Raw genomic sequence first — 26,226 nt, forward strand, 5'->3', positions numbered from 1 at the left:
AGGTCTTGCTGAAAATCCATAAAAAATCCGATGATGTTTCCATCATTGGATTTTCTATTAAGCCCTGCGCTAACTCAAACACTTAAGTGAACAGCATTGCCCTTTTCAGGGGCTTTTTGCTTTTCAGCGTCAGATCACTATCAGGGGCTAGTGGCCGCCCACAGGAGCCGTCGCACCACGGGGAACCCGAATATCTTCAACCAGATGCTGAATATGCTCAGGAGGCTCAGCCGTCAGCTTCGAAACAACGGTGGAAATCACAAAGTTGAAAATCATACCCAGTGTACCGATTCCTTCAGGAGAGATACCGAACCACCAGTTATCAGGCGTATTTCCAGCGGGATTGATGAATTTGAAGTACACGATATAGCTGAAGGTGAAGATCAGACCGGTCAACATACCGGCAATCGCCCCTTCTTTATTCATCCGCTTATAAAAGATCCCCATAATAATCGCAGGGAAGAAGCTCGCTGCCGCCAGACCAAAGGCGAATGCCACTACCTGTGCCACAAACCCGGGAGGATTAATACCAAAGTAACCCGCCACAGCAATCGCACAGGCCGCTGCGATCCGTGCTGCCAGCAACTCCTTTTTCTCCGATATATTCGGCATGAGATTGCTCTTCAACAGGTCATGGGATATCGACGTGGATATAACCAGCAGAAGACCTGCAGCAGTTGATAACGCTGCGGCCAGACCACCAGCGGCAATCAAGGCAATCACCCATCCAGGCAATTGTGCAATTTCCGGATTGGCCAATACCATGATGTCGCGGTCTACATACAGCTCATTGCTATTGTCAGTTGGCGCATTCGTCAACACGCGCTGACCGTGGTCGCCCCGGGCATCTCCGTCGAAAGTCGGTTTGCCGGCAAAGGCTGCGCCTGCTGTATAGGTGATCTTACCGTCACCATTTTTGTCTTGCCACGCCAGCAGTCCCGCGTTCTCCCAATTCTGGAACCAGCTCGGCAACTGTTGATATTCACTCTCGGACACCGTCTCAATCAGGTTAACACGGGCGAATGAAGCAACCGCTGGAGCAGTGGTATACAAAATGGCGATAAAGAACAACGCCCAACCGGCAGACAGACGAGCATCACTCACTTTCGGCACTGTAAAGAAGCGCACAATCACGTGAGGCAGACCCGCTGTTCCTACCATCAAGGCAACCGTAATGGCAAAAGTATCTATGGTCGATTTTGTCCCCGACGTATATTCATTAAAGCCAAGGTCCATCGATATCTGATTCAATTTGTCCAGAAGATAGACATCCGTTCCCTCCACAGTACTTCCGAAACCAATTTGTGGGATTGGATTGCCAGTGACCAGCATAGAAATGAAGATAGCAGGAATCATATAGGCGATGATCATGACACAGTACTGGGCAACCTGTGTGTAGGTAATCCCCTTCATTCCACCAAGAACAGCGTAGATAAACACAATCCCCATACCAATGATAACGCCAGTATTAATAGGCACTTCCAGGTAGCGGGAAAATACAATCCCTACACCGCGCATCTGACCGGCAACATAGGTAAACGAGATAAAAATAACGCAGACAACTGCCACCATACGGGCCGTCTGGGAATAATAGCGCTCGCCAACAAATTCAGGGACAGTGAACTTACCAAATTTGCGGAGATAGGGAGCCAGACACATGGCCAAGAGGACATATCCGCCGGTCCATCCCATCAGATAAACTGCGCCGTCGCGTCCGATAAATGAAATAATGCCCGCCATCGAAATAAAGGAGGCAGCAGACATCCAGTCAGCACCGGTTGCCATACCGTTGGCAATGGGATGAACCCCCTTGCTGGCAACATAGTATTCACTGGTAGAACCGGCGCGCGACCAGATCGCAATACCGATATAGAGGGCAAAAGTTGCCCCGACGAATAGATAGACAAGGGTTTGGGTATCCATTGGAGGCTCCTTCAGTCTTCGTGAACATCATGTTTACGATCCAGCACAGACATCCGCCAGACGTATACAAATATCAGAACCACAAAGGTATAAATTGACCCCTGCTGGGCGAACCAGAAACCAAGGGGAAATCCTCCCACCCTGATTTGATCCAGCTGATCAACGAAGAGAATGCCCGCCCCGTAAGAAACGGCAAACCAGATGACAAGTAAAGTTATAAGCAGTTTTAGATTGTCGCGCCAATAGGCAGCTTTTGGGGATGGATTACTAGCCATTACGACTCCTCCAGATTTGTTATTTTTGTATGCCTATTCACAATAGCACCGTCTTTAAAATGGCAAATCTAGACCTTGGTATAAGGAATAATACCTATATAATTCAAGAGGATAGAAAAAGTGAGTTGTATTTTTTTACATTTCAGACGTGACAATTAGACTTAAGTCTATCCGCTCCTCTCGCTTTTTATAAAAGATCATGGGAGGCTATATCCGGTCGTCACATTGGAAGATTCAAGCGCTACATGATTAATGGCTTTTTACTGTTTATTGTCTCCATAGCCTATATCGCCATACTGTTTGGTATTGCCTATTTCGGAGACCAGAATACCCGGGTATACGCTCAGGAGACCCGACGCCGTGCCATCTACAGCCTGTCGTTAGGCGTCTACTGCACGTCCTGGACATTTTACGGTGCCGTGGGGAGTTCCGCCCAGGATGGATTGGGGTTCATGCCGATTTATCTCGGCCCCATCATTGTGCTGATTTTCGGCGCGCCCTTGATCGCCCGGATCATTCGAATCAGTAAACGACACAACACTACCTCGATCGCCGATTTTATTGCTTCCCGCTACGGCAAGTCCCAGACCCTGGCAGTCATCGTGACACTGATCGCATTGGTCGGCATCGTGCCTTACATCGCCTTACAGCTAAAAGCCGTCTCCATGGGGTTCAATGTCCTCACAGAAGGCGGTCAGGTCAGGAGCATTGCCCAGACGCCCTATATCCAGGACTCTGCACTTTACGTCGCGGGGATCATGGGGTTGTTCACCATACTTTTCGGTACCCGCCATATCGATGCTACGGAACACCATCGTGGTCTGATTCAGGCAGTAGCATTTGAATCGATCGTCAAACTGGTGGCATTTGTCGCTGTTGGTCTGCTGGTCTCTTTAATTCTGTTCGACGGCTGGGGAGATATTACCGCCCAATTACGTGCAACCAATCAGGCTGCGGTATTCAGTTTTGATGCGATTACACCCAGCTCATTCATTGTCCAGACCCTGCTGGCCGGTATTGCCATCGTCTGTCTGCCCAGGCAGTTTCACGTCACCGTCGTGGAAAACTATGAACCTCGAGACATCTATACTGCCCGCTGGGCATTGCCGGTTTATTTACTGGCACTGACCATCTTCGTCATCCCCATTGCTGCCGCCGGCATATTGATTTACCCCAACGGCACCATTGATTCCGATATTTTTGTTCTCAGTATTCCCATGGTGGCGGACTACGAATGGCTGGCCATGCTTGCCTTTATCGGCGGCGGCTCTGCAGCCACCAGTATGGTGATCGTGTCCACCGTCACCTTGAGCACCATGGTCTGCAACGAGATTATCGTGCCTCTTTTACTACGCATACAGGCCCTGGACCTCTCGCGTAAAAAGAATGTCCAGTTCTGGCTACTGACGATCCGCCGGGTCACGATACTCGTCAACCTGCTCGCCGCCTATGGTTATTACCGACTCATGGGTGATTCTTTCTCACTCGCGTCTATCGGCCTGCTTTCATTTGTCGCCGTCGCCCAGTTCGCCCCGGTTCTGATCGGCGGTGTGCTCTGGCGTTATGGGAATCGCCAAGGCGCGATTGCCGGTCTGCTCAGCGGTTTTGCCATCTGGATCTATACACTCTTGGTGCCGACTATTCTGCACGCCACCAACGCAGATTCCACTTTGATTACTGAAGGTCTGCTGGGAATAGACTGGCTGCGCCCCACGGCATTGTTTGGCCTTGAAGGTTTTGACCTGATTACACACGGCACTATCTGGAGCCTGGCCTTCAACATTGTGCTCTATTTTGTTGTCTCTGCCATTACCACGCAGAGGGTCATTGAGCGAATTCAGGTCGCCTCCTTCCTGGATAGCGCTCAAAGCGCCGAAGCCAGCACCACCACCTGGGTCAGCGAAGCCACGATTGAAGATATCAGCGCCCTGTCGGAACGCTTCCTTGGCGCCGAGAGAACTCAGGAAACGCTAAAAGAATACTCGCGCCGCAACCGAGTCAGGCTGTTGCCGAATCGACCCGCCTCAGTTGATCTCATCAAACATATCGAAAAACAACTGGCCAGTGCCATTGGCTCATCAACAGCCCGCGTCGTTCTCAATTCCGCCCTCAAGGGGCAGGACATGCAGATCGAAGATGTGGTCAGCATTGTTGACGAGGCCTCTCAGGTCATCAAGTTCAACCGGGAGCTGCTGCAATCAGCCATCGAGAACATGAACCTGGGAGTTGCCGTGGTGGACGACGCCCTCAATCTGGTGGCCTGGAACAGCCGCTATGTGGAGCTGTTCAATTACCCACAGGGCTTTACCCGGGTCGGACGTCCAATAGCTGATCTGATGCGCTATAACCTGTTAATGGCACATGTCCCGGCCAGACGCGCACAGAAAATCATCTCACGGCGCCTGGAAATGATGAAGTCCGGTGAAGCGCACGAATATGAGCGCACCCGCCCTGATGGAACTGTCTTGCTGATACAGGGTAGCCCAATGCCCGGCGGCGGCTTCGTGACCACCTTCTCAGACATTTCTGCAATGCGCCGTACCGAACTGGCATTGAAAGAAACCAACACCTATCTGGAACAACGGGTCAGAGAACGGACAGAGGAACTCTCCAAACTCAACAAACAGCTGGTAAAAGCCAAGTCCACGGCAGAAAACGCCAACTTGAGTAAGACCCGCTTTCTTGCCTCTGCAAGCCATGACCTACTGCAACCCCTGAATGCCGCCCGTCTGTTTACTTCAGCTCTGGCGAACAAAGTGAAAAACGAAAAGGCATACAATGAGCTGGTTTCCCATATCGACCACTCCCTCAATGCAGCCGAAGAAATTCTGAGCACCCTGCTCGACATCAGTAAACTGGATGCCGGCGCTCTGGAACCCCATTACTCGGTATTCAATATCAATGAATTGCTTGGTCATCTGAATACCGAGTTCACAGTAATCGCAGCCGAAAAAGGTCTCGGATTACGGACAGTACCCTGTAATATTTTCGTCAACTCGGACCATCAGTTACTCCGAAGAGTTATCCAGAACTTCCTGACCAATGCGATTCGCTATACCCGCAGCGGCAGAATCCTGCTCGGTTGCCGCCGCCGAGGTTCGAACATCAGAATCGAGATCTGGGATACCGGCCCCGGTATTCCGGAAGATCATCTGACCTCGATCTTTGAAGAGTTCAAACGTCTAAACCAGAGTACCGAAAAGAACGGTCTGGGGTTGGGTCTCGCTATCGTCGACAGAATTTGCCGAATACTGAATTACCAGGTGGAAGTCAAATCCACCCTGGATAAAGGCAGCATGTTTTCGGTGACCGTACCGATAGTCAGCAAACCGGTGGAACCGGAGGTTGCTCCCCAGAAGGTCGCCAGAAGCCTCGGCAGCTTGCAGGGTGCCGTGGTGTTCTGCATCGATAATGAACCGGTGATCCTGGAAGGTATGCGCGCGTTGCTGGGAGGATGGGGCTGCACCGTATTTACCGCGTCAAACCCGAACGAGGCAATGACCACCTGCATGGCCAATCCCCCAGAAATTATTCTCGCCGACTACCAGTTGGATAACGACGACAATGGCCTGGACACCATGGACATGCTACGCCGCAGCCTGGCCAGAAATCTTCCAGGCATTCTGATCACGGCCGTCAATAATGATGAAGTCAAAATGGAAGTCAGACAACGTGGCTATCAGATACTCCACAAGCCGGTGAAGCCTGCGGCTTTGAGAGCCATGATCAATAAGGAGTTGAGTAAAAACCGAGAGGAAACTTGATTGGGAGTGTGGGTAAAATCCATCAGATAAAGATCGGCGCACTCGAAAGTTCCGCGCGGGAGTCGATAACCACTATGACATGATGGTCATCGCTATAGTGCTTGAGTTTATACTAAGCAACAGGCCCAGGTGTTTCCATCACAGTAAGAACTGGAGGATTCGGAGGTTATTCTAGAGCATCAACGTCTTTAACACGGGCACTTGGTAAGAGCCCTCTCATGATTTAGCTGGTAATCTGTTTCAAAAATAACACTCAAGTTAAGAAACATTAGGCCTCCCAGCCAAGACGCGCTTAACAAGGGCATGCTGCTCTTTCCATTCCTGGGAAGCCTTGAAAACGATACCCTCAATACTTTTAATCTCCTCGGGAGCCCAATCGGAAAGCTCAAGTGACTCTTCGCATTCATGCAATTTTCGAAGATATGCCAGCAAACGCTCTGTTGTCAGCCCTTCAAGATCGTCCAAAGAAAGTGGTTTGATGCCTCTAGCTTTCATCATATTCAAAACTTATAACGCCAAACTGTTGAGTTTTACGGTGTAGCTGGGTCGAAAAGCTTCTACCGGTTTCTTGTTCTACATTAGTTTGCCAATAAAAGCTTTCTGTGAACTTCATGAATTTCATTGTAACTTGGAATGCGTGCAGGTTTATTCAAATACATATAGGCTGCTCTCATATGTGCCGCGCACCTTCTAGGCTCTAAGCTGCCAATACCAGTACCAAGCCCGGGACAAATCAGTGACTTTATTTTCTTATTCGGATTGTTGAAATTGTGAATTTTGACTTCGTTTAGAACAGCTCTAAAAGCGTAATAGGCACTTTCTATTTTCCATAAGTAAAGACTCTATAAATAAGAGCACTCTACTGGGCTTAATTTTTCTATCACTTCAAATCGCTTTCCGTCAGGTTCAATAATGCCGAACGAACTCCAGTTGAATCGATAAGGCCTACCTCGAAGGCATAACGGTTCCTTTGTTATGACAACACTTTCGATTAATTGCTCGATATCCAGCGTATCTGAGATTGGAATAATCGTCTCGCCATTAAGGTCTTTACCTTTGCTTTTTTCGATGGTCAGATGATTGCAGCTTTCACAAGCAAGCATCTCGTATCGGGCGCTGACGACTGTTTCTTCAAGTTGAAGTTTAGATACAGCAAACAACCCAACAACGGCTAGCGTGGCTATTCCCAAAACAATGATTTTGATTTTAATTATTTGATAAGCCCTTGAATTGCATCATGAGAGTAGAATTCCTCGTCCCGCCAGGAACCCCATCCTTCCTGTATAGCAGGATGGTCATCAGAAAAGATACCATCACTGATCTTCAAACGTTGTTAGCAATACTTTTACCTGAGACGAAGACCAAACGTCAGTTGGAAAAGCCTGTTCTGTGTTGGTCCAAATCACAATAATACTTGTATGCGGGACCAGCTGTATCTGATTGCCAACCTTCCTGTATTGCCTTGTTGATACAAGACTCGATAAGTTTTGGCGTTACTGAATTCGGGTAGCTGGAGATAGCAACATCCGGGCGCTGCCATTTGAACTCAATGGACAAAGTAGAACCCTGTTTTCCATAAAGTTCTACCGCTGCCAACATCTTTCCGCCCTGACATGCTTGTGTATATGTCGGCCTGTCACGAACAATCCAGCGGTAGCACTTGCCATTTACTAAGACTTTTCTAGCTCTTTTTATGGGCAAGCTCATGCTCTCTCATTTTCACAATACGCTAAATACTAAAAGGGAACGCAATTGAGGGGCGATTAGGACCATCAGATGCAACGATAAATTTAAAGGAGGGCCCACAGTGTGAAGCAGCAGGTAATGCTTTAATTAGCTATCGCAAAGTCAGCGCCCAAGCACTTGGCCGACTGGAACAGGCACTTCATCTATGAATCAATGCCCGTTCATTCTGCGATTCAGCAGTCAATCATGCTGGATCAGCTCTGCGACGCCTGCTCGACTTCCATTTGCTGTACCGCGATCACAGCCTGGGTTCGGTTACGTACACCCAGTTTGCGGAACAATGCAGTGATATGCGCTTTGACAGTGGCTTCGGAGACATCCAATTCGTAGGCGATCTGTTTGTTCAGCAGCCCTTCCGTCAACATTCCCAGTACTCTGAACTGTTGAGGCGTTAAGGTCGCCAGCCGTTCGGAGAAGTCGGTGTCCTCGACTCTGATAGAATCAATCTTGGCAGCGACTTCCGCCGGTAACCAGACTTCACCGGTGAGAACCTGCTGAATGGCTTTGGATATCTCATCCAAGGCTGAGGACTTGGGAATAAAACCAGAAGCACCATAATCAATGGCACGGCGAATAACCTGCAGGTCTTCACTTCCACTGACAATCACGACAGGTAAACCCGGGTATTGCCCACGCATGAAGACCAGACCTGAAAATCCATGCGCGCCCGGCATATTTAAATCCAGCAGGACAAGATCAGCATCCGGGTTGGCTTCCACCGCGTTTTGCAACCCGGCAATACTATCCACTTCAATGACTTCGACTGACTTAACGGCTTGAGTCACCGCCTGTTTTAGGGCGGCTCTGAAAAGGGGGTGATCATCTGCGATGATGATCTGTTGTGACATTAGCATGAGCCCTCACTTATCCTGCTCATCAAGTTCGATTCGATTATATGACCCTGGTGGCCCGTGCAGAAAAACGCCTTGCCAGAGAAAAAATGGTTTTGAAGAAAGCGACTGAGTTTTCCGCACATCCCACTAGGCTAACATATATTAGCCCCACCGGGACTTTGCACTTTCCGCTATATCTGGCATTTTAGCGCGCGTTCTGCCTTTTTACCTACTTTTTAACTGAAATCTCAGTTAAGCACTCAGGCCAGCGTATCAAGTAGACAGAAAACCACTTCCACCCGCCCCAGATGGAGCACCATGCCGTCCTGCAGTTCAATCTCTGTCAACTTGTTTCCAGCCATTTCGATACCATTGGTGGAGCCCAGGTCCTTCAGTGTCCAATGACCACCCTCATAAGAAAGCACCGCATGGGTATCTGACACACTGGGATCACTGATAACGATGTCTGCGCCCTCACCTCGCCCAATTTCCCAACGTGGATCAGACGTTTCCAGTGAGAGTCCGGTCACTTTCGCTTCCAATTGACTTTTGAACACCACCAATGCAGCACTGTACAGAGTACTGCTACCTGCCAACGCAGAGGATATGGCTTTCTCAAGACTGGCCCGACTATGACTGGCTTCAGAACGACGGAACTCTGTCAGCCTGTCACGATCCAGTGGAGACCAACCTGGAGGCAGAGGGTAACTTTGTTGCAACTGGGTGGCATCCGGATCTTCTTCATCCTCTTCACTGACCACAAGAGAATCCACGTCCGAAGAATCCGCCCCCAAATAACTGGAAATAATAGTGTTGTCTGATTCTTCCTCACTGGAAATCAGAAATGCCTCACTACTGAATTTAACGACATCACCAGGATTCAGAAGCGTAGCCTCCGAGATACGGCGGTTATTTACCGTGGTGCCATTGGTGGAATGTAAATCCTCGACAAACAATCCTTCTTTTCGAACGACCAGTCGGGCATGTTCCCTGGAGGGAAGCCCTTGCTCAAGTGCAATATCACAGGTGTCGCTCCTGCCAACCAACATGGACGGGCGGGATACGGGGAAATCCTTTCCATCATGAACTCGCTTAAGATGGAATTTGGCCAACATATCAGGCGGATCCTCAGTTTTGCCTCAAGTACTTTGAGTCATCTGTTTCAACAGACCTTAGCTTAGCCGGATTCAACCTATTACCCAAGAACTTGCCCGGGATATTTTCATCTAGCTTTTGGCACTTTCCGTACCTGTAGCGGAGATCGACATACCTTGTAACGAGGACAAAAAGTCTGCAACGAGGATCAACAAAGTCTGTAAGAAGGGTGAATACGAGAACCACCAGCCATTAAGCATCATCCTGGGAAAAACGCCAGAAGCCTGCGCAGCCACCGATGAGGGGGTGACGCCTCATCGGTGATTTACACTGAAAATTTTCAGGCTGCCTGACTCTGTTGTTGCTCGATCGTCGTTTTTTTCAGTTTGTAAACCCGACGTGGCTTGAGGGCGTATCGATTCAGTCCGGGAATATGCACTTTTCGAAGGTACATGCCCCAGTCATACTGCGAGGAATCAACCGGAAACTCTTTGGCGTCGTATTCTCCCATCCGTTTGGCCAGAGCCAGCAATTTGGCATTGCTGAAGGTATAAGACGGCGAGGTGTAGAAAGAGAACACGATTGACAGCTTGCGAGTGGCTTCCAGATTGGACAACATCCGCGAGCTGGGTTCGCGCCCCAAGGCTTCCAGTAACTTGAAACCGACTTTGATCGCGTGATAGCCAACCGTCATAACCGTGTTGAACACAGGACTTGGAATCATCATGAATGACTTCTGGGGCTTACGGATAAACAGTCGGTCATGCACCTCATGTTTTTCTTCCGCTTCTGCCTGAACATGGCCGATCACATCCTTGAGCCTGATGGGGTTCGCTTCACTGCTGCTGCACTGATAAATACGTTGCTGGTAAGGATCTAACAGCGCTTCGGCCGCAGACAGGATAATACTGTTGGACACGAGGTCAGCAGGAATAATATCGATGATCCCCTCACGCTTGCCGGGGAAGAAATTCACTTTCTCGCGAGCGTAGGCAAGAATAATCGCATCGGCAACCTTGACCCCTTCAATCCAACCCGGCACAGGTCCTTCAAGGGTACTTTCTACGATGGATGGCCTCAAAATGGTGAGCGTTTTACCATACATCGCCTTCATCAGAAGTTGCTCACCCATCCACTTGGTGAAGGTGTAGGTGTCGTTCCAACCGTAGCGATTGGCTTCTGCAATTCCCAAATCCACCAGTTTTTTCTCGCGCTGTTCATCATCGTTGGTCGATGCAACCACTTCCTGAACTTTGGACTGAAGAAGCTCGATTAAAGGCTCGACTTCGAAGTAACCGAATTCAGAACGCTCAACCGGCTGCCCCGCAGGGATAACGTTATCCTCCTCCATGACGCCTTTGTTATATCCGTTCACATAACAGGTTGACACTTGAACAATGGGAAGGTCTCCACCGGCCTGTGACAGTGCAATCATATTATTCAGGCACAGGGTGTTGATTTTCAGCGCTTGGTCCAGGGGTTCCCGAAAATTCACACTGGCAGCAGAATTGACAATGATATCGATGTTCCCGGCCAGTTCCTGGAACTCACTTTCGGATAATCCGAAATTCTTTTCCGTCATTTCACCACTGACAAAGCGTAAGTGCTCATCACATCTGGCCTGAAATAGCTGAGCATCCTCGCTCTTAAGGGTTTCGAAAATGGAAGACTGGGCGATCTCATTGGCAAAACGTTTCTCGGCAGTGGGATAACTTCGGTTGCCACGGACCAACAAATAGATTTTGCCGATATCAGGTACACTGCGAAGCAGCTTTTCCAGTACAACCTTGCCCACAAACCCTGTGGTTCCCGTAATGAGCACATTTTTTCCCGCAAGAGCGGTGAGTGTTTTGGATTCAATCATATCCAGTTGGCTCCTGTTTTCCATGAATGTTGTAAAGCCGATATTTCTAAGTGACTTTCCCTTTTTCTTTACTGCCTTTCTTTAATAGAGTGTTATTCCTTCACTTTGCCGTTTCGAGCTTGAGCTCTATCAGCCAGACCTGAAAACCATTTAGAAATATCATCTCGCCCGGGGACCTCTACTACCTAAAATTGACCCCAATTTGATAAAAATATTTACATTTGGTTACAAGGCAGAACGTGACTGGTTTCGCAATAACTGCTGTTTTCGAATTCCAATCCGCTCTCCGTGATAAAACTCACAGCAAAAATCTGACCAGCTTTCCAAAAGCTCCGCAGATTGTCTTACAATCTGTTTTTAAACCATTCGCATGTCAGGTGTAGAACGTCCTTTTTCTGGGTATCCATATGACCCATATGGCCGTTCTCCGGAAGAATGTGCAGTGCCTTCTCACCACGCAGCCGGCTAAATAACATTTCAGCCGTTGCCGGTGGATCCACTTCATCCAGGGCACCATGTATCACGCAAACCGGACTGGTGATTCTGTGCACTCTTTTCAGGGTGTCGACCTGAAAACATTCCAGTGATCCCGGCAACGGTAGACGCGAATACGCGCTAATAATGTAAGGGTCTTGTATGACGGCACGATTAACATCATCGTCTACTGCCGCCCTCACCTGACTGAGAGCAAAACCCAACGGGAGTTGCAATTCTCTAAAACCAAGCATCGTTTTGCAGGTTCCCAGCAAACTGGCAACCCGGAAGAAAGGGGCTTCATACCACTTGAGAACGCTTCTGACAGTGGCATCCAGGGTGACCAGGGCTTTGAACGGAAGGCCCTCTGCGGCCGCTTCCAATACGGCAGTACCGCCAGAGGAAAAACCAAACGCACCGATGGCTCCATGCACCACATCGGTGCGTTGCTGGAGATATTTTAGTGCACAACGAAGGTCCTCAACCCACTCTTCCATCCTAACGTGGTAGCGCTGCCCCTCCGACTCGCCATGTCCGTGCATATCCAATACAAGACTGCCAATCCCCTGACCGGCTAATGTTTCTGCAAGCTCAAAAAAATGTTCTTTGTAATCGAAAGCGCCATGACAAATGACGACAACAGGAGAAACCTGTAACTGGCGGGGTAAGAATAAGCGGCCGACGATGCTCGCACCGAGAGACCTGAACTGGATCGTTTCCTGTCTGGGCATCTTTTTGAATCGTGTCCTTGTGGAATGGTGGAATTTGAAGATTCCGAAAATCTGCGCAACCTTCACCGGAGAACCCCGGAAAAAGCCAACAGATGAAAAGTCCTTTTATACAACTCAAAAACTTCAGGATCTGTTGACGTTTTCCTGTCTTGAGAACCCGAGGAGGAGAAGTTTACTCGGAAGTGATTTCAATCAAAAGAGCAAGGCAAATTAATTTTGTGAAACAGGGCACAACCGACCACTTGATTGTCCTACAATCCAATTCATTTTGATGAATTTCATTGGGTTATTAAGCATTTTCGTTAACTTCTGCAAACCAAAAGTGCGGCCTGACGCACAGTCTTGTAACAGTCAGTAAACTACCATTTCGACACAACACGAAAAACAAGAACAAAATTCTAAATAACAAAAAAAGCAGGCAAGAGATCATGACAACAGAAGTCGTAAGCGTGAAAGAATCCGGCAAAGACAATGGCGTCTCCAAGGACAAATATCGCCTGATCGGACCGGTCTATGACTTTCTCAGTGCACTTTACAGCGGCAAGTCGATTCATCAGTGCAAAATCGGCATGCTCAATTCAGATCAGGTTCGTCCCGGAGATAAAATACTTTTCGCTGGTGTCGGTCATGGTAAAGATGCCATTCATGCAGCGGAGCTGGGAGCCGAAGTCACCGTCGTCGATCTCTCAGCCACCATGCTGAGAAAATTTGAAGAAGGCCTGCAGGAACAAAATAAATCCCATCTTCCCATTCGGCAGGTTCATGCCGATATTTTCAAATTTGACGAGCTCGAAGAGTTCGACATGGTTGTCGCCAATTTCTTTCTCAATGTATTTGAAGAAGACACCATGACCAAAGTCCTGGAACACCTGATCGCCTTAACGAAAAAGGGCGGTAAGGTCGTCGTGGGCGATTTCGCCTTTCCTACCGGAAATCTGGTTTCACGCCTATTCAAAAAGACCTACTGGTATCTGGCGGTCTCCCTGTTCTGGCTATTCGCCAATAACGCCATGCACAGTATCTATAACTACCCCGAGCATATGAAAAAGCAGGGACTGATCATCCGTGACCGGAAATATTTCAAGCTGCTTAATGTCAATTGCTATTGGTCGGTCCTCGGCTACAAATCACTGTAATTACAAAACACTCACATATAACGATAACAACAGACGAGGTGTGGTATGACTGATCAGGCACTGGTCCTCGACCGTTACAGCGACGTCAGACAGGGTAACTTCAGCTTCTCAGAGCGTGTCAACTATCTGAAGGAATTCGGACGGCACTCGCAGTCCTTCTCTACCCTGCAACCGGGAATGGATTTTTTTGATCTGGAAGGCATTGGCTACGTCGGCTTTATGCGCAAGTGGGGTAATGTTTTTGTACTGTCAGATCCAGTTTGTGCAGCTGAGAATTTTGACCTGATATTGACTGAATTCCATAAAAAGTTTCCCCGTGCCAGCTATATCCAGGTCAGTAAAGATGTCGCAGATATACTGCACAAGCGCTTTGGTCTCTATGGCACTCAGTTTGGTTCAGAAAGTCGGATTGACCTGCAAAAGTGGAGTCTGACCGGGAAAAAGAAGCAAGTATTGCGCACCGCGATCAATCAGGCTGAAAAACACGGCATTACCGTCAAAGAACGTTTCAGCGATGATCACACCCGGGAAATTTCAGAAGCCTGGATTAAAACGCGGAAGTGCAAAAGCAACGAAATTCGGTTCCTTATTCGTCCAATGAATATGAACTACAAGGAAAACGAGCGTCATTTTTACGCTTATCAGGATGGCAAGGCCGTTGGCTTTATCTACTTTGACCCGGTCTACGACAAAAACAAAATTGTCAGCTACGTGCCAAATATTTCCCGTGCTTCGGCAGATTTCAAACAAGGTATTTTCTATACCCTGATGACTCATGCCATGGAGGTATTCAAGGAAGAAGGCGTCACCTACCTGGATCTGGGTCTGGTTCCGCTGATGCTGACCCGGGAAACAGAACCTCAGGAATCACGGTTACTGAAAAAGCTGCTTCACATGGTCTACGAAAAAGGAAATTTCCTGTACAACTTTAAAGGATTGGAATTCACCAAAACCCGGTTCCGAGGAGAGGTATTTAAAACCTATTGCTGCCACAGCAAACCACTCCCCATGATAGAGTTTCTGGCCATGTTCAAGCTGACCCGATTGATTTAAACCTCGAAGAAAGCCACATAATAAAAAATAAAATAACAAACCCTAGCCCGCAGGATTGCGGGCCTTATTTTTTATAGCAGTGTTCTTAAAGAGCCACTTTTCTTCATCGTTTCCCTATTGGCAAAGTCATGGCCTGATGAAACCCCAGTTTTGCCACCCCCTCACGCCACTGATTGTCCAGGTTCGCCAGAGTTGTCGCCGCGATATGAACAGGCTCTGAGCCAACACTTATCGGGTCAGCCCGATTTCCCAGAAGATCAGCCACCCGGCGGGCAATCGCCTTTCCGGAGTCCACCCAGGCAACCTGTGGAGCCAGTTGAGTCAGATAAGGTTTCAGTAGAGGAAAATGCGTGCAGCCCAGCACCACTTGATCGCACTCTGCCACGAGCACTGGCTCTATTTCCCGGGCAATAGCTTCCGCGCTCACGTGACGCTCACAGAGTACATCTTCTGCCAAGGCGACCAGAACATTAGAGCCAACCCTGACCACCTGGCAATCGGATGCATGAAGTGTTATGAGATTATTCAGGTAGTCGCGCGCAACCGTTCCCGGTGTCGCCAACAACCCAATGCGCCGGTTCTGACTGGCGATAGCCGCAGTCTTGATTGCGGGCACCACTCCCACAACCGGTACAGAGTACAGACGACGTATTTCCTCCAGCACGATGGTGCTGGCCGTATTGCAGGCAACTACGATGACACCCGGCTGAAGTTGAGGCACCAGCGTTGCCAGTATCTCAGAGACGCGTTCAACCAGCGCCCCTTCAGTTTTGAGACCATAAGGATAAGCAGCAAAGTCAGCCAGATAAAACGTATCAAGTAAGGGGGTGAGATGGCAGATTTCCTGCCAGACGGTCAGCCCTCCGCTCCCGGAATCGAGTACCAAAGCGGGCCGGTTCAGAAAAGGTAAAACATCGGCCAACTCTGTGGAATGCGGAATCAATCAGACATTCCTCCTGCAGATTGCGTCAATCACCTTGCTGACGAAGATCATCAACAACCGCCCGGATCAACTTACCGGCAATCGTCTGGGGCGGAGCGATGGTTGGCAGTCGATCCACATCAAACCATTGCGCGTCCCGTAGTTCGGTCGAATCAATCTGTAGCTCGCCGTCCAGGTAATCCGCCACATAGCCCAGCATCAACTGATGGGGAAAAGGCCAGGCCTGAGACAACTGGTATTGGATGTTATGGACCCGGATACCCGCTTCTTCCATGACTTCTCTTTCCAGTCCTTCTTCTGCACTCTCTCCGGCTTCAATAAACCCGGCCAGACAACTGTACATATCAGTACGATATCTGCTGGATTGTGCCAACAGAATCTGGCGCTCTTTTCTGATGACAGTGATGATACAGGGAGACACTTTGGGATAAGAGAGATAACCACAACCGGCACAGGACATTGCTCTGTCCGCGTCGTTGAATTCAAGCGTATGACCACACCGGCTACAGAAATTCTGGGTACTCAGCCAGTATCGCAACTGGGCAGCGGCATTGATCACTTTAAACGACGACTCCGGCGCCCTGAGCAGGTAATCACGCAACAGGATGTCCTGCCAGCCGTCCGGAACCGATTCCAGCTGCACAACCCGGAAAGGAGAACCATTCAGCTCTCCCAGTAATAATGCCAGTTTTGGTTGAACCGGAAGGGTATCATAGGTCCACGGGAAATGGGCCGCCGGATCCGCCAGCACTTCCGGTTTCACCAGCAGACGATCTTCAAGAAAATAGACCGAAAGAGTCTGAGGGCTGTCAACGCCCGCCACCATGGCAGGATGATATTTAAACGTTATCGTCACACTATCTCCTTAAGGTCTGTTGACACCAACAGACCCGGCACGGGCTATTGTAAAGCTGCCAGCGTTGCAGCTGTGGCGTTAGAAAGGGCCTCAAGCGACCCTTTGACTTCTTCTCCAGAGTGCTACAACCAGCGCGATCAGGGTTAATGCCAGAGGAACCAGCACAATATTGATTAACTTGAGCTGGCGTCCAAGGTCTTCAATGTTCTGATCCAGGCTGTGTTGTACATCTCTCAACGCCTTACGAATTTTGAGTTTCTCTTCCTGGAAACTCAGCAACGCCTGCTCCTGCTCCGGAGAGAGCAACGCACTGCTGGCATCTGCCCGCGCCGATTGCAGTTCCGCCAGTTTGGCTTCGGTCTCTTCCAGGCGGGTTTCCAGCTCCCGTTGTTGATCGGCAAACTTTTCTTCCGCTTTACGGCGAATTTCTTCGACCACTTCGAACGGACGTGAGAAACGACCACGAGAACGGATGTTAATCAGATCCGCGTTACCCGAGAGATTATCCAGCGCATTCACCAGTAAGTCGCCGTTGTTCGCCCAGGGACTGGCAATTCTCTGTCCAAAAAATTCCTGGATCTGGACCCACAGACGATCACTCAGAATATCGGTATCAGCAAACACCAGGACATTCAGATTGTCCGTTTCCTTGAGCTCGGACATCACCTTGCGTGTCACTGTTTCCGGTTCTGAGTTTTGCTCTTCAGCGTCGGCCTCTGCAGACACTTCGCTACTCTCCGCTGACGCAACATCTTCTTCAGGCTCAACCACTTCCTCGATTTCGATACCATCAGGAAACGCGGTTGCCGCCTTGCCTTCAATACGAGCGGCGATGGTGTAGCGGTCCCCACTGGGGCTGAATTTGTCGAACAACGCATCAGGGTTCGCCAGAGAGTTAAACAGCGACACTTCCAGTGCACTGGATTCACTGCTTGAACTCATCAGTGGCGTGATCGTGGTGGTGTGGCCTTCCACAGTATCTAGAATTCCGGCCGTTGATATATTGATGGACTCCAGTCCTGACAACACCACATCTTCCGCTGCCCAGTCGTCCTCGGTCATACCTAACAACGCAAGATGTCGGGTCGGCGTTCTCTGCGGACCAACTCCCACGACCATGCTGTTGTCGAAATCAGCCAGAACAGCCCCCTCTCTCAATTGAACACCCCAGGCTTCAAGGAGAGGCCCCAGATCTGAGTTGCGCGGCTGATTGGCAGCCATCATGGGCATGGATGGTTGATCCTGTTCCGCAAATGGATCCACAAACGCCAGGATACGGCCACCTTTAAGTGCAAACTGATCAATGGCCAGTAGCGCCTGGTCAGACAGTTTCTTGGGGTGGACCAACAGTAGAACGTCAATCGACTCATCAATCTTATCCACATCGCTGGAGACCCACTCCACACTGAAAAGATCCTCAAGGTACTGCATGAATACCCATGCCGGGCGTTGTCCCTGACTATAGAAGTCCATACCGCCGTTGATTTCCAGCCCGGAAAGAACACCCACGACGGGCTGTTTTTGCCGGTTCAGACTATAGATCAGCTTGCTCAGGTCATATTCCAGGAATTGCTCTTTATCTGGCTGAAAGAAAGCAATGACTTCTTCGGTGACGTTTAATTCCGCAGAACCTGAGTCAGGAGAATCCTGCTCAGTAGACTCGGAGGATACCTGTTCAGCCTCCGCCGGGTCTTCTGAAGCAGCATCTTCAGACTTCACCTTTCCGACCAGACCAAAGAACACATTCTCACCGGACACACCCACAGGAATGGACTGAAGCCCCGCCAAGGTGGCGTTATCCTCATCTTCGGAAAACGGTGCCGGGTCAATCACATTCAATGTGATCCGGCCGTCAGCCAGTTGTTCAAACTCCTGCAGCAGCTCCTGTACCCGTTTGGCATATGCCCGTAATGCAGGTAAATCTTTGGAAGCCTGATCAGAGAAATAGAGGTTGAGTTCGATATCCTGATCCAGGTTTTGCAAAATTGATCTGGAGCCATCGCTCAGTGTATAGAGCTTGTTCTCAGTAAGATCCCAGCGCAGGCCAGTTAATCCGGAGGACATTAGCAGATTGAATATGACCAGCGCGGCAACGGCGACAATGACGAAAATTCCAGTACGTTTCATATTCTCCTTACCTCTTCACTGTATGCCGAACCAGATGAGCAGTCAGCCAGAGGCCAAATACCATGATGGAAATGAAGTAAAGTGCATCACGGATATCGATGACGCCACGAGATATGGCTTCAAAATGCGCCATAAAGCTCAGGCCGGCCACCAGATCCAGAACCCAGTTTGGCGCCCAGACTGAAAAGGCGTCCAGCACCAGAGGAAACCCTGCCGCAACCAGAATAAAACAAACCACCAGAGTCAGCACAAAGGCAATGACCTGATTCCGGGTTGCCGCAGAAAACATCGACCCCAGAGCCAGAAAGCCCCCAGCCATAAACCAGCTGCCAAGATAACCGGCAAATATCGCACCGTTGTCCGGCTCTCCGAGGTAATTCACCGTCACCCACAATGGAAATGACAGTATCAGCGCACAGCCGAGAAATACCCAGGCAGCCAGAAACTTGCCCAGAACCCAGGCAAAAGGTGATACCGGAAGCGTCAACAGCAACTCAATTGTGCCGCTTTTACGCTCTTCAGCCCAAAGACGCATGGTTAACGCTGGCACAAGCACCAGATAAAGCCAGGGCATAAAATTGAAGAATGAGTTGAGATCCGCCTGACCGCGTTCAAAAAAGCGCCCCAGATAGAAAGTAAAGATTCCACTGAGTACCAGAAAAATTACGGTGAACAGATAAGCCAGCGGTGTGGACAGATAGCTCATCAATTCACGTTTAAATATCGTCGTCACCGTGTTCATGCGGCATCCTCCATCGTCAAGCGACGGAACACATCATCCAGACGCCCTTTCTCCACATGCAACTCCTCCACATCCCAGTTGTGGTCGTGGATCAGTTGATTAACAGCATGCAGCGCCTGCTTGCCCGGTTCTGTATAGAGCAGATACCCCTGGCTACCGCATTCTTCAACTTCGGTAATTTCAGGCAGCTTCCGCAGAGCCTCCAGCGGCTCATATTCTTCGCTGAAGCGCACATACACAGCTTTGTGGTAACGGGACATCTGAGCCAGTTCCAGCGGAGTTTTATCTGCGACAATCTTACCTCTGGCAATGATCACCACTCTGGAGCACAAAGCGTCCACTTCTTCCAGGATATGCGTGGAAATCACCACAATCTTGTCCTTGGACAGATTCTGTATCAGTTTGCGTACTTCATGCTTCTGGTTAGGATCCAACCCGTCAGTGGGCTCATCAAGAATCAGTACCTGCGGATCATGAATCAGCGCCTGAGCCAACCCAACCCGACGTTTATAGCCTTTCGACAGCGTATCGATTGGTTGCCGCAGTACTTTCTGTAGCGAGACCTGTTTGACCACCTCATCGAACCGATCATTCAGACGTTGTCCTGACAGTCCGCGGATCTGCCCGACGAATCGCAAAAATGCGGTGACCGTCATTTCTCCGTACAACGGAGCCCCTTCCGGCAGGTAACCCATGATTTCCTGGGCTTTTTGCGGATCGGACAATACATCCGTTCCCATCACGGAAATACTGCCTTTGGTCGGCTGGATGTATCCCGTGATCATGCGCATGGTGGTGGACTTTCCGGCACCGTTAGGTCCAAGAAATCCCAGCACTTCACCGGGTTTCACTTCAAAAGAGATACCTTTTACGGCATGGAGATTGCCGTAGCTTTTTTCCAGAACTTGGAGTTTGATCATGTGACTAAGCTTCCCGTTTAACGAGCTGCAGGTTTTATTAGTATTAGGGTCTGTTGCAGACCTGATATTCAGATGAAGAACTCCCCTGAAATCACCCTCTTCCAGAGAGGTCCAAGGAAGCAGCGAAAAGAATAAGTAGTCAATTGTAGGTTTGCAAGAACCTATCGAAAACAATCTATTACAGTGTAGCAAGGTTCCTTGTCGGAATCCGAAAAAACCTGGATAGTCGACTAAAGTGAGATTTGCCCCGACCTCCTCGCGAACTACACTTGTCTTCAGGTTATCCGCCCCAACGTCAACTTGACAAGGCATCGCGAGGCGGCGACCATTCGCCAGGGTCTGTTCATAATACCAATAGCAGAACAGACGCCATGTTAACCGAGGCCTGAATGCCTGACCTTCCCTTCAACCGTTGGATAAATCAATGTTTGGGATCAGTTCCTTTTTCTTTACCATTCTTCGCAAAATACTGTTTTTATGGGTTCGTACCGATGTTATCGGCAATAACAGCAAAGACTTGGGTATCGACCCCAACAAACCGGTTGTTTACGTCCTTCAACACAGCTCTCTGAGCAATCGCCTGGTACTGGAACAGGAATGCCTGGAAAATCACTTTCCTTCTGCCCAGCAGCCTTTATCCCTGGGTGAGGATACCATTAGACGCAGTCATTTCTTTATTTACGAAAAACAGGGCCAGCCCTTTCGCAGACGCTATCGCCCGGTCATTAACGAAAGACTGAAACACCTGGCAGCCGCTGCCAAAAAAGATTCATCGCTGGATGTCCAGATTGTTCCGGTTTCACTGTTCTGGGGCCGGGCGCCGGAAAAAGAAAAATCACTGTTCAAGCTGATGCTTGCAGATACCTGGTCTGTCGCGGGACGTATCCGACAGTTCTTTGTCATTCTTTTCCACGGACGCAATACCTTTGTCCAATTCAACAAGCCGATTTCATTACGGCAGATAGTTGACGAGAGCGAGAGCAAGGCAATTGCCACGCGCAAACTGGCCCGAGTGCTCCGAGTACATTTCCGTCTGATGCGACAAGCCATCGTCGGTCCTGATCTGTCCCACCGCCGGACTCTGGTATCCTCATTGATTCGCTCCAATGCGGTAAAAGAAGCGATCAAGGAAACCGCCAGAAAAGAAAAAATCCCCCCACTCAAAGCCAAGCAAAGAGCCCGCAAGTACGCCGATGAGATCGCATCGAACGTCTCCATCGCAGCCGTCCGGTTTCTGGATATTCTGCTGACCTGGGTCTGGAACAAGATCTACAACGGGGTCAAGATCAACAACATTGAGACCGTCAAGGAAACCGCGCAAAAAGGGGCCATCGTCTACGTTCCCTGTCACCGCAGTCACATTGACTATCTATTGCTGTCCTATGTTCTGTACCGTAATGCTTTGATGGTTCCCCACATCGCCGCCGGTATTAACTTGAATATGCCGATTGTCGGCCCGATTCTGCGTCGGGGCGGTGCGTTCTTCATGCGCCGCAGCTTCAAGAACAACAAGCTGTATACTGCCGTGTTCAATGAGTACATGTTTTCCATGTTCACCCGCGGCTATCCTGTGGAATATTTCGTGGAAGGAGGTCGCAGCCGGACCGGGCGCACCTTGCCCCCTAAAGCAGGTATGCTGCTGATGACTGTCCGCAGTTTCCTGCGCGATTCAAAAAAACCGATCTATTTTGTTCCGGTTTATGTGGGCTATGAAAAGATTCTCGAGGCCCGCTCCTATCTGGGCGAGCTGAAAGGCGCCAAAAAGCAGAAAGAAAATGTGTTCGGCCTGTTTAAATCCCTCCGCAGCCTGCGCAGCTCTTTTGGACAGGTCAGCGTTAACTTCGGTACGCCTTTCGCATTGGAAGACTCCCTGAATGCCATCCAAGCAGACTGGAGAGATCACACATACACACAGGACTCCCGCCCGGAATGGCTGCCTTCTGCCATTGACGCTCTATCCAATCAGGTTGCCACCAGTATCAACAATGCGGCAGCGATTAATCCGGTAAACATCGTGGCCACACTGTTGCTCGCCACCCCCAAACAGGCCATGGATGAGAGAATGCTGGGCGATCACTGCGATGCAGTCGTCTCCCTGATGAAACAATTCCCCTACAGCGATGTCATGAGCTTCCCGGAAGGCAAAGGATCCGACTGGATCACCTACATGGAATCCATGGGCCTTGCCGTAAGACAGAAACAAAAACTTGGTGACATCATTGCCCTGGAAGGTGCCAGCGCCATTCTGCTGACTTACTATCGCAACAATATTTTGCACTTGATGGCGTTACCGGCTCTGGTCGCCAGTATGTTCCAGAACAACAGCACCTTGCGCCGAGACAAACTCGTATGGCTGGTGAGTACAGTTTACCCCTATATCAAATCTGAACTTTTTCTGCGCTGGTCAGAGGAAGAAGTTGAGGCGGTCATCGAACGCTGGATTGATACCCTGTGTGCCAATAATCTGCTGTTGAAAGACAACGACAACCTTTACAAGCCTATTGCCGGATCCAGAGAGTTTGTATTGCTGGATGCCCTGGCGAGAACCATCATTCCAACCCTGGAGCGTTATTACATCGCTATCGCGATACTGCGCAGAAACGGGCGAGGCACGATCACAGCCAATAAACTGGAAGAACAAAGCACCATGATGGCAGAACGGATGTCGATCCTTTACGGCCTGAATGCTCCGGAGTTCTTTGACAAATCCCTGTTCCGTAATTTCATCAATAATCTGAAACGCAATGAAATCATTCAGATCGATGACAACGGCAATATTGTCTATGACGAGAATCTGGATAATGTTGCAGAGGATGCCCGCCTGGTGCTCAATGCAGAAATGCGTCAGAGTATCCTTCAGGTTGCTATCGAAGCAGAGAACAAGTCTGAAGCCAAAGAACCGCCTCCGGTGGATAAAGCCGCAGGCCAGAACTAATTTCTCCTGCTTTCTCCGGCCGGGCCTGCCCCGGCCGCTTTCCGCTTTCCGCTTTCCGCTTTCCGCTTTCCGCTTTCCGCTTTCCGCTTTCCGCTTTCCGCTTTCCGCTTTCCGGAAAAAGTGACTTGATGCTATAAATCAGTGCAACTTCACATTACCGGAGTTTCATCTGCGTATAATCTGGTGAGGCTGGTGATTTTGAAGTCCCCCCAGCCTCTCAAATCTCGTCCTGATTGCCGTACAGGGACAATAAAAATAAAAACTTTACGGAGAAGAACATGACTCTGGCCCCCCAACCACAGGCATTGGGTATTTCAGAGCACCTGCGAGTACTGATTATTGACGACCATCAGCTGGTTGCCGAAGGTCTTCGTGCATCGTTAAAACAGCAGGACCTTCATCTGGAAATGGAGATAGCACTGAACTGCGCCCGTGCGACAGAGGTTCTGGCACAGGACCAGAACTTTGATCTGATCCTTCTGGATCTGTCGCTTCCCGACAGTAAGGGTCTCAGATTCCTGCGCAAACTATCTGAGTTGGGGGTAATGATACCCGTCGCTATCCTGTCCGGCTCTGAAGATCCAGAAGACGTTGATCTGGCCCTTGCCAGCGGAGCCTGTGGCTTTATCAGTAAATCCAGTAGCGGTCAGCATATTTTCAGGGATATTTCGGCCATTCTGGAAGGGAAGCTGGTAACCCCCACTTTCTATCCTCGTTATCGACGTCGCCAGCCTCTAGACCTCCAGGTCGATATACAGGCAATCACTCCCAGGCAGATGGAAGTCCTTCAGTTACTGGCACAGGGACTGCCCAATAAGAAGATCTGTTCTCAGCTCAATCTGACAGAAGATACAGTCAAAACCCATCTGAAATCTTTGTTTATGCATCTGAACGTCCATAATCGAACCGAATGTGTTCGGGTAGCGGAGAAGTGGAACCTGATAGATTAGAAATCAGTATTTCCACATCAGGCGGAAACCCTTCCCCGGCGATCTGCGATACGGCCCAGTTGATGGCGTATCGCCCCCAGAAGACGGGCTGGTGTCACAGGCTTGGCCAGAAACACCATGTCCATATTCCCTTCAGAGAGATGGCGCACCTTCTCAACATCTGCTGACAATACGATAGCAGGAACAAAGTATGGCGCCCCCTGGCGGACCCTCTTCACGACACTTAACCCCGTTCTGTTATTGCCTAACCGATAGTCGGTCAACACCAGATCCGGGCTTTCCTTGCTTTCATTCTGATCCAGGAAATCGGAGAACTCTTCATACCCCTCCATTGCTTCCACGATGGCCCCGCATTTACGGATAAACCCTGCCAATGCCTCTCGGTTACTGGCATCATCTTCAACCAACCATATCCTGACCCCCTGCAAAACTAAGGCTTCCTTGGCAGAATGACTTTGTCCCCTATCCGCCGTTGTCAGTTCCGCCGCCGGCAACACCAATCTGAAGAGCGTACCCTTCGCCTCCTGACTATCAAGATGCAGAGAAATATCCAACAAATCGCATAACTGTTTGACGATCGCCAATCCCAGACCAAGACCACTGGCGGGACGCCCATTACTCCTCCGCACCTGCTGAAATTTCTGAAATACTCTTTCCTGGTCTTCCAGCGGGATTCCTCTGCCGTCATCACGAATGGTCAGTACGACGTTGCCTGGCGATACTTCGTTGTTTTTTATGGCCAATTCGGTGTTATCGATAACCAGTTCAGTGCTTACTTTGACCAATGAAGCTTCCGCATGTTTAGCAGCATTAGATATCAGATTACGGATCACTCTTTCCAACAGCACAGCATCAGAACTCACCCCCGTACCGGCCGGCACATTGCAATTCATACTCAGACCGGGCTCCTGATTCATCGCCTGCTCGTCAAGAATCCTGTCGACCACCTCATGTAGATCGAATGTACTGATGTGGGGCTTGATCACACCAAGATTGAGTCGGGAAATATCAAACAGCCCTCCCAACAGCCCGTTCAGCTGATCCAATGATCGTCGCAGCTTCAATCTGATCCTGGCTGATTCGTGGTCATCGGGAGGCGGCTCCGGCATTCCTTCCAGCAACAGGTTCATGGCATTCAGGGGTTGTCGGAGGTCGTGACTGGCAGTGGCAATAAACCGGGTTTTGGCTTTATTTTCACGGTCCGCCTCTATCTGGCGAAGGTGTAATAGCTGATGATTCAGAAAGCTCCCCCGGAGGTTGTGCTCCTGAATATAAGCGCCCACTGAGCCGATCAGATTCGCCCCGGCGAGAAAAAACAGATTCAGGTACAACTTTTCTGGCGGCAGGCCGGCGATAATTTCAGCCATGGCATACAAAATAAATATAAGCCATGAGGAAGCCACCACGTGACGAAATGGAATCGACATGACGAAATAGCCGTAACTCAACACAAGAAACAGGCCGTCGTATGGCACCATCACGCCATTGGAGTGAGCAATCAGAATAATGGCCACTACGGCAAATCCACAGACGATATAACTCAGGGTATAAACGGAGAAAAACATCTGGGGAGACTGCGTCTTAAAGTTGATGATCGTGGAGATAATGATGACCGGGGCCACCAGGAAAAGCCTTATGGGGATGGTCCAACTAGCTACTTCAAATGGAAAAATGAGGTAGTCCAGTAATGAGTAGACGACAAAAAAACCCAGAGCGACCAGGTTAACAATACCCAACCGCCCTCTTAACCGATGAAACAGGAAATCTGCAAACAGCGGTTCCAGTGTCTTCCCGAAATGAAGGTTGTAGTATCCGGATTGACGGGTATGGATGATGGCTTGTTCGTTCATATCAGCTCC

At 49.6% G+C, this 26,226-nt stretch carries 20 protein-coding genes; 5 read left to right on the plus strand and 15 right to left on the minus strand.

Going from position 1 to position 26,226, the window contains the following annotated elements; translation table 11 throughout:
- Positions 1-147: 147 nt before the first annotated feature.
- Complete coding sequence (locus F566_RS0105225; protein WP_020405924.1) at positions 148-1,923, minus strand: sodium:solute symporter family protein; 1,776 nt, start codon at positions 1,921-1,923, stop codon at positions 148-150.
- An 11-nt stretch (positions 1,924-1,934) separates the two neighbouring features.
- Positions 1,935-2,198: a DUF4212 domain-containing protein gene (locus F566_RS0105230; protein ID WP_020405925.1), complete on the minus strand. Its 264-nt coding sequence runs from the start codon at positions 2,196-2,198 to the stop codon at positions 1,935-1,937.
- Between the two features lie 245 nt (positions 2,199-2,443).
- Between F566_RS0105230 and F566_RS0105235 the strand changes: the two genes are divergently transcribed.
- Entirely contained in the window at positions 2,444-5,962 is a 3,519-nt protein-coding gene (locus tag F566_RS0105235) for a PAS domain-containing hybrid sensor histidine kinase/response regulator (RefSeq protein WP_020405926.1), read from the plus strand.
- Between the two features lie 258 nt (positions 5,963-6,220).
- On the opposite strand, the gene F566_RS0105240 is transcribed toward F566_RS0105235, so the two are convergent.
- The 7 genes from F566_RS0105240 to F566_RS0105270 all read right to left on the minus strand — a co-directional run bounded on the left by F566_RS0105240 (position 6,221) and on the right by F566_RS0105270 (position 12,705).
- Positions 6,221-6,460, minus strand: coding sequence for a hypothetical protein (locus F566_RS0105240; protein WP_020405927.1), 240 nt, complete (start codon positions 6,458-6,460; stop codon positions 6,221-6,223).
- Positions 6,461-6,804: 344 nt separating this feature from the next.
- A complete protein-coding gene (locus F566_RS0105245; protein ID WP_169334434.1) occupies positions 6,805-7,152 on the minus strand; it encodes a hypothetical protein in 348 nt (115 codons plus the stop codon).
- 178 nt (positions 7,153-7,330) lie between these two features.
- Positions 7,331-7,669 (minus strand): hypothetical protein, encoded by a 339-nt coding sequence (locus F566_RS37140; protein WP_169334435.1) that lies wholly within the window; start codon positions 7,667-7,669, stop codon positions 7,331-7,333.
- Positions 7,670-7,902: 233 nt separating this feature from the next.
- Positions 7,903-8,562, minus strand: a complete 660-nt coding sequence (locus F566_RS0105255) for a response regulator (RefSeq protein ID WP_245555152.1) — start codon at positions 8,560-8,562, stop codon at positions 7,903-7,905.
- Between the two features lie 239 nt (positions 8,563-8,801).
- Positions 8,802-9,656, minus strand: a complete 855-nt coding sequence (locus F566_RS35250; protein WP_020405931.1) for an FHA domain-containing protein — start codon at positions 9,654-9,656, stop codon at positions 8,802-8,804.
- Between the two features lie 320 nt (positions 9,657-9,976).
- On the minus strand, positions 9,977-11,500 hold the full coding sequence (locus F566_RS0105265; RefSeq protein ID WP_026179775.1) for a fatty acyl-CoA reductase: 1,524 nt from the start codon (positions 11,498-11,500) through the stop codon (positions 9,977-9,979).
- Positions 11,501-11,844: 344 nt separating this feature from the next.
- Positions 11,845-12,705 (minus strand): alpha/beta hydrolase, encoded by an 861-nt coding sequence (locus F566_RS0105270; protein ID WP_157496671.1) that lies wholly within the window; start codon positions 12,703-12,705, stop codon positions 11,845-11,847.
- A 428-nt stretch (positions 12,706-13,133) separates the two neighbouring features.
- On the opposite strand from F566_RS0105270, the gene F566_RS0105275 reads away from it, so the two are divergent.
- Together F566_RS0105275 and F566_RS0105280 are read left to right on the plus strand one after the other, a co-directional pair.
- Entirely contained in the window at positions 13,134-13,841 is a 708-nt protein-coding gene (locus tag F566_RS0105275) for a class I SAM-dependent methyltransferase (RefSeq protein WP_020405934.1), read from the plus strand.
- A 45-nt stretch (positions 13,842-13,886) separates the two neighbouring features.
- A complete protein-coding gene (locus tag F566_RS0105280) occupies positions 13,887-14,894 on the plus strand; it encodes a DUF2156 domain-containing protein (RefSeq protein ID WP_020405935.1) in 1,008 nt (335 codons plus the stop codon).
- Positions 14,895-14,997: 103 nt separating this feature from the next.
- Here F566_RS0105280 and murI read toward each other — a convergent pair whose 3' ends face one another.
- The 5 genes from murI to F566_RS0105305 form a co-directional block, all read right to left on the minus strand.
- Complete coding sequence (gene murI / locus F566_RS32020) at positions 14,998-15,837, minus strand: glutamate racemase (RefSeq protein WP_020405936.1); 840 nt, start codon at positions 15,835-15,837, stop codon at positions 14,998-15,000.
- A 25-nt stretch (positions 15,838-15,862) separates the two neighbouring features.
- Positions 15,863-16,693: an NAD(+) diphosphatase gene (nudC, locus tag F566_RS0105290; RefSeq protein WP_020405937.1), complete on the minus strand. Its 831-nt coding sequence runs from the start codon at positions 16,691-16,693 to the stop codon at positions 15,863-15,865.
- 90 nt (positions 16,694-16,783) lie between these two features.
- On the minus strand, positions 16,784-18,820 hold the full coding sequence (locus F566_RS0105295; protein WP_020405938.1) for a GldG family protein: 2,037 nt from the start codon (positions 18,818-18,820) through the stop codon (positions 16,784-16,786).
- Positions 18,821-18,827: 7 nt separating this feature from the next.
- Positions 18,828-19,562 (minus strand): ABC transporter permease, encoded by a 735-nt coding sequence (locus tag F566_RS0105300; RefSeq protein WP_020405939.1) that lies wholly within the window; start codon positions 19,560-19,562, stop codon positions 18,828-18,830.
- Positions 19,559-20,482 (minus strand): ATP-binding cassette domain-containing protein, encoded by a 924-nt coding sequence (locus tag F566_RS0105305; RefSeq protein ID WP_020405940.1) that lies wholly within the window; start codon positions 20,480-20,482, stop codon positions 19,559-19,561. Before F566_RS0105305 ends, F566_RS0105300 begins: the two co-directional genes overlap by 4 nt.
- Before the next feature lie 424 nt (positions 20,483-20,906).
- Here F566_RS0105305 and plsB point away from each other — a divergent pair, with 424 nt between their 5' ends.
- Positions 20,907-23,417: a glycerol-3-phosphate 1-O-acyltransferase PlsB gene (gene plsB, locus F566_RS0105310; protein WP_020405941.1), complete on the plus strand. Its 2,511-nt coding sequence runs from the start codon at positions 20,907-20,909 to the stop codon at positions 23,415-23,417.
- A 278-nt stretch (positions 23,418-23,695) separates the two neighbouring features.
- Positions 23,696-24,367, plus strand: coding sequence for a response regulator (locus F566_RS0105315; RefSeq protein WP_020405942.1), 672 nt, complete (start codon positions 23,696-23,698; stop codon positions 24,365-24,367).
- Positions 24,368-24,384: 17 nt separating this feature from the next.
- Here the strand turns inward: F566_RS0105315 and F566_RS0105320 are convergent, their stop codons facing one another.
- Entirely contained in the window at positions 24,385-26,217 is a 1,833-nt protein-coding gene (locus tag F566_RS0105320; protein ID WP_020405943.1) for a hybrid sensor histidine kinase/response regulator, read from the minus strand.
- Positions 26,218-26,226: the final 9 nt, after the last annotated feature.

The organism is Hahella ganghwensis DSM 17046 (assembly GCF_000376785.1).
Classification (GTDB): domain Bacteria; phylum Pseudomonadota; class Gammaproteobacteria; order Pseudomonadales; family Oleiphilaceae; genus Hahella; species Hahella ganghwensis.

Bases quoted from the DNA above. Each gene is read 5' to 3' on its own strand.
- F566_RS0105305 (WP_020405940.1), bottom strand. From the start codon at position 20,482: ATGATCAAACTCCAAGTTCTGGAAAAAAGCTACGGCAATCTCCATGCC.
- F566_RS0105230 (WP_020405925.1), bottom strand. From the start codon at position 2,198: ATGGCTAGTAATCCATCCCCAAAAGCTGCCTATTGGCGCGACAATCTA.
- plsB (WP_020405941.1), top strand. From the start codon at position 20,907: ATGTTTGGGATCAGTTCCTTTTTCTTTACCATTCTTCGCAAAATACTG.
- F566_RS0105265 (WP_026179775.1), bottom strand. From the start codon at position 11,500: ATGATTGAATCCAAAACACTCACCGCTCTTGCGGGAAAAAATGTGCTC.
- F566_RS35250 (WP_020405931.1), bottom strand. From the start codon at position 9,656: ATGTTGGCCAAATTCCATCTTAAGCGAGTTCATGATGGAAAGGATTTC.
- F566_RS0105300 (WP_020405939.1), bottom strand. From the start codon at position 19,562: ATGAACACGGTGACGACGATATTTAAACGTGAATTGATGAGCTATCTG.
- F566_RS0105240 (WP_020405927.1), bottom strand. From the start codon at position 6,460: ATGATGAAAGCTAGAGGCATCAAACCACTTTCTTTGGACGATCTTGAA.
- F566_RS0105235 (WP_020405926.1), top strand. From the start codon at position 2,444: ATGATTAATGGCTTTTTACTGTTTATTGTCTCCATAGCCTATATCGCC.
- F566_RS0105320 (WP_020405943.1), bottom strand. From the start codon at position 26,217: ATGAACGAACAAGCCATCATCCATACCCGTCAATCCGGATACTACAAC.
- F566_RS0105280 (WP_020405935.1), top strand. From the start codon at position 13,887: ATGACTGATCAGGCACTGGTCCTCGACCGTTACAGCGACGTCAGACAG.
- F566_RS0105295 (WP_020405938.1), bottom strand. From the start codon at position 18,820: ATGAAACGTACTGGAATTTTCGTCATTGTCGCCGTTGCCGCGCTGGTC.
- F566_RS37140 (WP_169334435.1), bottom strand. From the start codon at position 7,669: ATGAGCTTGCCCATAAAAAGAGCTAGAAAAGTCTTAGTAAATGGCAAG.
- F566_RS0105315 (WP_020405942.1), top strand. From the start codon at position 23,696: ATGACTCTGGCCCCCCAACCACAGGCATTGGGTATTTCAGAGCACCTG.
- F566_RS0105225 (WP_020405924.1), bottom strand. From the start codon at position 1,923: ATGGATACCCAAACCCTTGTCTATCTATTCGTCGGGGCAACTTTTGCC.
- F566_RS0105270 (WP_157496671.1), bottom strand. From the start codon at position 12,705: ATGCCCAGACAGGAAACGATCCAGTTCAGGTCTCTCGGTGCGAGCATC.
- F566_RS0105275 (WP_020405934.1), top strand. From the start codon at position 13,134: ATGACAACAGAAGTCGTAAGCGTGAAAGAATCCGGCAAAGACAATGGC.
- F566_RS0105255 (WP_245555152.1), bottom strand. From the start codon at position 8,562: ATGCTAATGTCACAACAGATCATCATCGCAGATGATCACCCCCTTTTC.